The sequence below is a fragment of the Vibrio sp. ER1A genome (assembly GCF_000733315.1).
GTDB classification, from domain to species: Bacteria; Pseudomonadota; Gammaproteobacteria; order Enterobacterales; family Vibrionaceae; genus Vibrio; species Vibrio mediterranei.
Genome location: NZ_JPJA01000012.1, coordinates 1 through 4,750 on the forward strand (window position 1 = coordinate 1; position 4,750 = coordinate 4,750).

The 4,750-nt window shown below is 45.1% G+C and carries 1 protein-coding gene; it reads right to left on the minus strand.

Translation table 11 applies throughout. From position 1 onward, the window contains the following. A partial coding sequence (locus HW45_RS02705) for a VCBS domain-containing protein (protein WP_038224535.1) occupies positions 1-4,750 on the minus strand: 4,750 nt, incomplete at both ends.

Here is a 4,750-nt window from a genome sequence, read left to right on the forward strand (position 1 = left end):
TTGAGTTTCCTTACCTTCAAGCAAAATCGTATCGTTCTGAGGCGTATTATTATCTGTTTCATAAGTAATTTCTGGCTTATCAGCCGTACCATTGATCGTGACGTCAACGGAGATATATCCCACGCCACCCGGCCCGACGATTCTCCACGTTTCGGTTGCTGTTTGGCCTTCATCTAGTCCCTGGACTAATGGCGAATCGTTATCGAGCTCATATCGCCAACCACCATCTCCAGACGGTACCAATTGACCGTATACCCCACCCGTGATCGGAATAAAGCTTGATCCGACAGGTAATGGGATACCTAATGGCAGAGAATCACTGTCCGTTAGGTTAGAGTCCTCGGTCACATCCAACGTTGAGCTATCGACTTCAACAAGACCGCCACCACCAGAACCATCACCTGTGTCGCGCTGACCAATCACGTCGATAGTCACTTCTTGTCGATTGGAAATTCCACCATCATTGTCGGTTGCGATAATGTAGAACGTTTCTTTACCGACATCACCTGGCGCCAGTGCTTGAGTTGCTGCCTTAGTATTATCAAGAACATACGTCCACTTACCGCTATTATCTAACGTTAAGGTACCGTATTGACCCACACCTGAGGACTCAATCGACCACGCATGAATAGAGCTATTGTTATCGACATCTGTAGCGACCAATTGGCCTTCAACGCGGGTTAAATCAACACCAAATACATCCGCAGTACCGTCCTCTACAACCGTGCCCGTCGATTCACCATGAATCACTGGAACGTCATTTCGGCCTTCAATCGTGATAGTGATTTCTTGGGTGATGGTGGCGCCATTTTTGTCTTGAGCAATAACGGTGAAGACTTCTTTTTGTGTTTCGCCTTCTGCTAGTGCTTGCAACAGATCATTCTTTGGCGTGAACTCCCAGTTACCATCTTTATCAATCGATAAGTCACCACGAAGCCCCGTGTAGACGCTATGAGTTTGACCATCTGCAATCACAAACTCGGCTGAGTCCCCATTGTCTACGTCAGTAAGTACCGCCTGACCAGTCACAGGTGTTAAGTCATCACTTGGGTCATCCGTCCCGTTATCTTCGACAAATGTGCCAGAGACATCACCACTAACTGTTGGCGCGTCGTTTTGACCCTCGATACGGATAGTTACCGTTTCAGTGGATGTTGCCCCATGGCTATCCGTTACCGTGACTTCAAAGGTATCAGTGACTACCTGCCCTGGTTTTAAGGCTTTAATTTCTGCTAATTTGCTTGGCTGGTCATAAGTGAACATCCATTGACCATTGGAGCTGAGTGTCAATGTGCCATATTCACCGCGTCCGTTATTAGAATCAGTGAGTGTCCATAGATGAGTGTCATCGGCATCGACATCGCCGGGTTCTAGCAATCCCGTTGCCGTATTTTGCCCTGCCTCTATCGCATCTTCCGATATGGAAGCGACTTTCGCCCCTGTAATGTTTGGTGCGTCATTCTCACCTTCAATAACAATCTTAATTTCTTGAGTCGACTCAACACCATACTTATCTCTAACACGCAACTGAACGGTGTCACCACCTGGTAATATGTCTCCCTTATCAAGAGAATCTACATCTGGATGGTTATTGTTCAGCACATAAGTCCAAGTACCTGTGGCTTCATCAATACTGAAAGTACCGTATTGGCCACCTTGCAATACACTCCAAGAAACGATTTCACCCTGATCCGGGTCACCACCACCAATAACATTGTTATCTAGCTGATCTTGGGTCGGAATACCCGCTATGATCGTTCCACTCAAGGCGGCTCCATCTTCTATCACGGTATATTCAGGTTTAATAACAATTTCTGGCTCACTGTTGGTGCCCGCAACGGATACCGTAACAGTAATCGTGTCTGTTAAACCGCCAGCGTCCGTTACAACAACTTGGAAAGTATCTGTTACCGTCATGCCTGGTGGTATTGAGCGAGTAGCCAATGAGTCACTATCGAGCTCATAAGTCCACTTACCATTATCATCAACCGACAGCAGACCGTAGGTACCCGTCGCTTTCCCGTTTACTGGATTTTCACCCTGAACCTGCCAAGAATGAGTATCAGTAGAATCAATATCAGATACGGCAAGGTTACCCGTCGCCACTTCACGTCCTGGAGTGTCTTCGATAACACTACCAGTTGTGGTGCCCGCAAGTTCTGGAGCATCATTCGTGCCGTTAATGCTAATCGTGATGGTTTGGGTAGCGGTACTATCAATCTGCCCAGAGTCATCTTTGACTGTCACTGTAAAGGTGTCAGTCAAAGCAGTATCGCCAGGTCTGAGAGCTTGAACAGTTGGGCTGTTGTTATTTAAAACATATGTCCACTCACCTGTGTCAGGGTCAATTAAAATAGTACCAAATTGCCCTTTCGGTGTGTTCAACGACCAGATATGGTCGTCACCAGTGTCTACATCACCATCAGAGAGTGAGCCTGTAACCTTAATATCTTCTGTTACGTCATCATTTGGATGGACATCTTCAGTCACCGACCCAGATAAATCACCACCTATAATCGGCCGGTCATTATCACCGTGTACCGTTATCGTAATGTCTTTTGTACTTGTAGCCGCATACTTATCTGTCAATGTAATTGAGAACGACTCTTTTACTTTGGCATCATGCGGTAAAGCATCAACTGCAGCTTTTTGTGCATCGGTCACGCCTAATGTATAAGTCCACTCACCATTTTGGTCGAGGACTAGAGAACCATATATCCCAATACCTGAGTTGGCATTGTTTATTTGCCAACTTTCTGTTTCGTTTAAATCGGGGTCACCTGTACTTAGATCTTGAGTGACGCTCTGCCCGTACCCGTTAACTTCATAGAGTTCTGCTGTGCGAGTGCCTGTGATTTCAGGTACATCATTGGTACCAATAACATCAATATTGACATCAAATACCTTAGTCGCAGTACCATCGGTGACTTGAATTTGGAATATATGTTCACCATTCTGAGTACCTGACGGATACACTATCCCTTGCTCAAGTTTTTCAGCTGAATTCTTATCTAGTGAGTAGGTCCATTTGCCATTTTGGTCGACTGTAAGAGTTCCAAGATTTCCATTTGGATTTAGTACTGTCCACGTAAACTGGTCGTCGATATCAATATCTGAAACGGTAATTACACCACCTTCAACCGTGTGAAGATCTTCCGTCAATGTTGCAGAATTATCGCCTGAAAGTGCAAAGGTATCATTGGTACCTTCAACTGTAATCGTGATATTTTGCGTGCGAGTCCCACCATTTCCGTCATCGACTTGAACAGTGAATACTTCTTTTTCTATCTGGCCTTCGGATAAAGAATCAGCTTTATCATTGTCAAGGATGTACTTCCAAGTACCTGAGGTTGGATCAATGGTAAATGAACCGTATATACCTTCAGAAGACCCTAGTAAAGACCATTCGTGAGTGTCTGATGTATCTTTATCTTTTGGATTTAGATCACCGGTTGTACTCACTTCAGTATTAATATTCTCAGGGTTTTCTTTAACACTCCCTGATTTGTCTCCTTTTATATTTGGCCTGTCATTAGTACCTGTAATAGTAATAGTGATGACTTCTGAAGCGCTTCCATCTGCAGAATATACTCGGAATGACTCCTGAATAGTTTCGTCAACTGCTAGGCTTTGAATTGCTTTGAGTTTGGTATCAACTTTATAGTCCCAATCACCTTGAGCGTTAATAGAAAGAATACCCAGCGTTGAACCTATAGATTCAACGCTAGTATTAAAGTGGCTTTCATTCGCATCAACATCCACAATTCGTAAAGAACCATCTTCAGTGATGTATTTCGTGCCTCCTTCATTGGATATCTGTCTATCTTCTACAACATTACCAGTATTGGTTCCTGATATGGTCGGTTGGTCGTTTGTACCATGAATCGTCACTTCTATGGTCTCGGTTTTTGAACCATCAATCGATGTCACCGTGAAACGTTCTACACGCGTCTCACCTTCACCAAGCTCTTGTACACCTGATATAGCGTTCGATACTTGATACGACCAATCACCATCCTCAGTAATGGTCAAAGTACCCAATGGCTGCTCACCATCGTCATTCGCCACTTTGGTTACAATAGTGCTGAATTTGTTCTCACCCGCATCTTTATCGCTAATGCTCAGGGATAAGCTGTCACCTGCGACCAAGAAACCGGCATCCACATCCGTATCTTCTTTCACCGTATCCGTAGTCGGACCCGTAATAAAGGTTTCGTCCTCCGCACCATGAATAGTCACAGCAATCGTATGTGAAGTGCCATCCGCTGACGTGACTGTAAACTCTTCAATGCGTTGATCACCAACATCCAGTGCTTGCACTGCCTCTAGTGAGTTATCTAAGGTATACGTCCACGTGCCATCTGCTTGGATACTCAAAGCGCCCCAAGTTGTACCGACAGGTATCGCATCCCCAGCATTGAATACCTCCTCACCAGCATCTTCGTCTGCAATAACCAATTTATCCGTCGCAACCAAGTTGCCAAAAGAGTTAGTGCCAACATCCTCTGTCACAGACCCTGCGTTGCCTTCCACGATTGCGGGTGCACCATCAACACCAGTAATTGTCACAACAATATTCTGAGTCACTGAACCATCTATTGAGGTAACTTGGAATACTTCTTCACGCGTGATGCCATCACCTAACTCCTGAACTCCCGTCAATGAGTTGTCGACGCTGTAATGCCAATTACCATTAGCATCAATGGTTAGTGTTCCCAGTGGCGATTGCCCATCGCTGTTGACGAGCTTA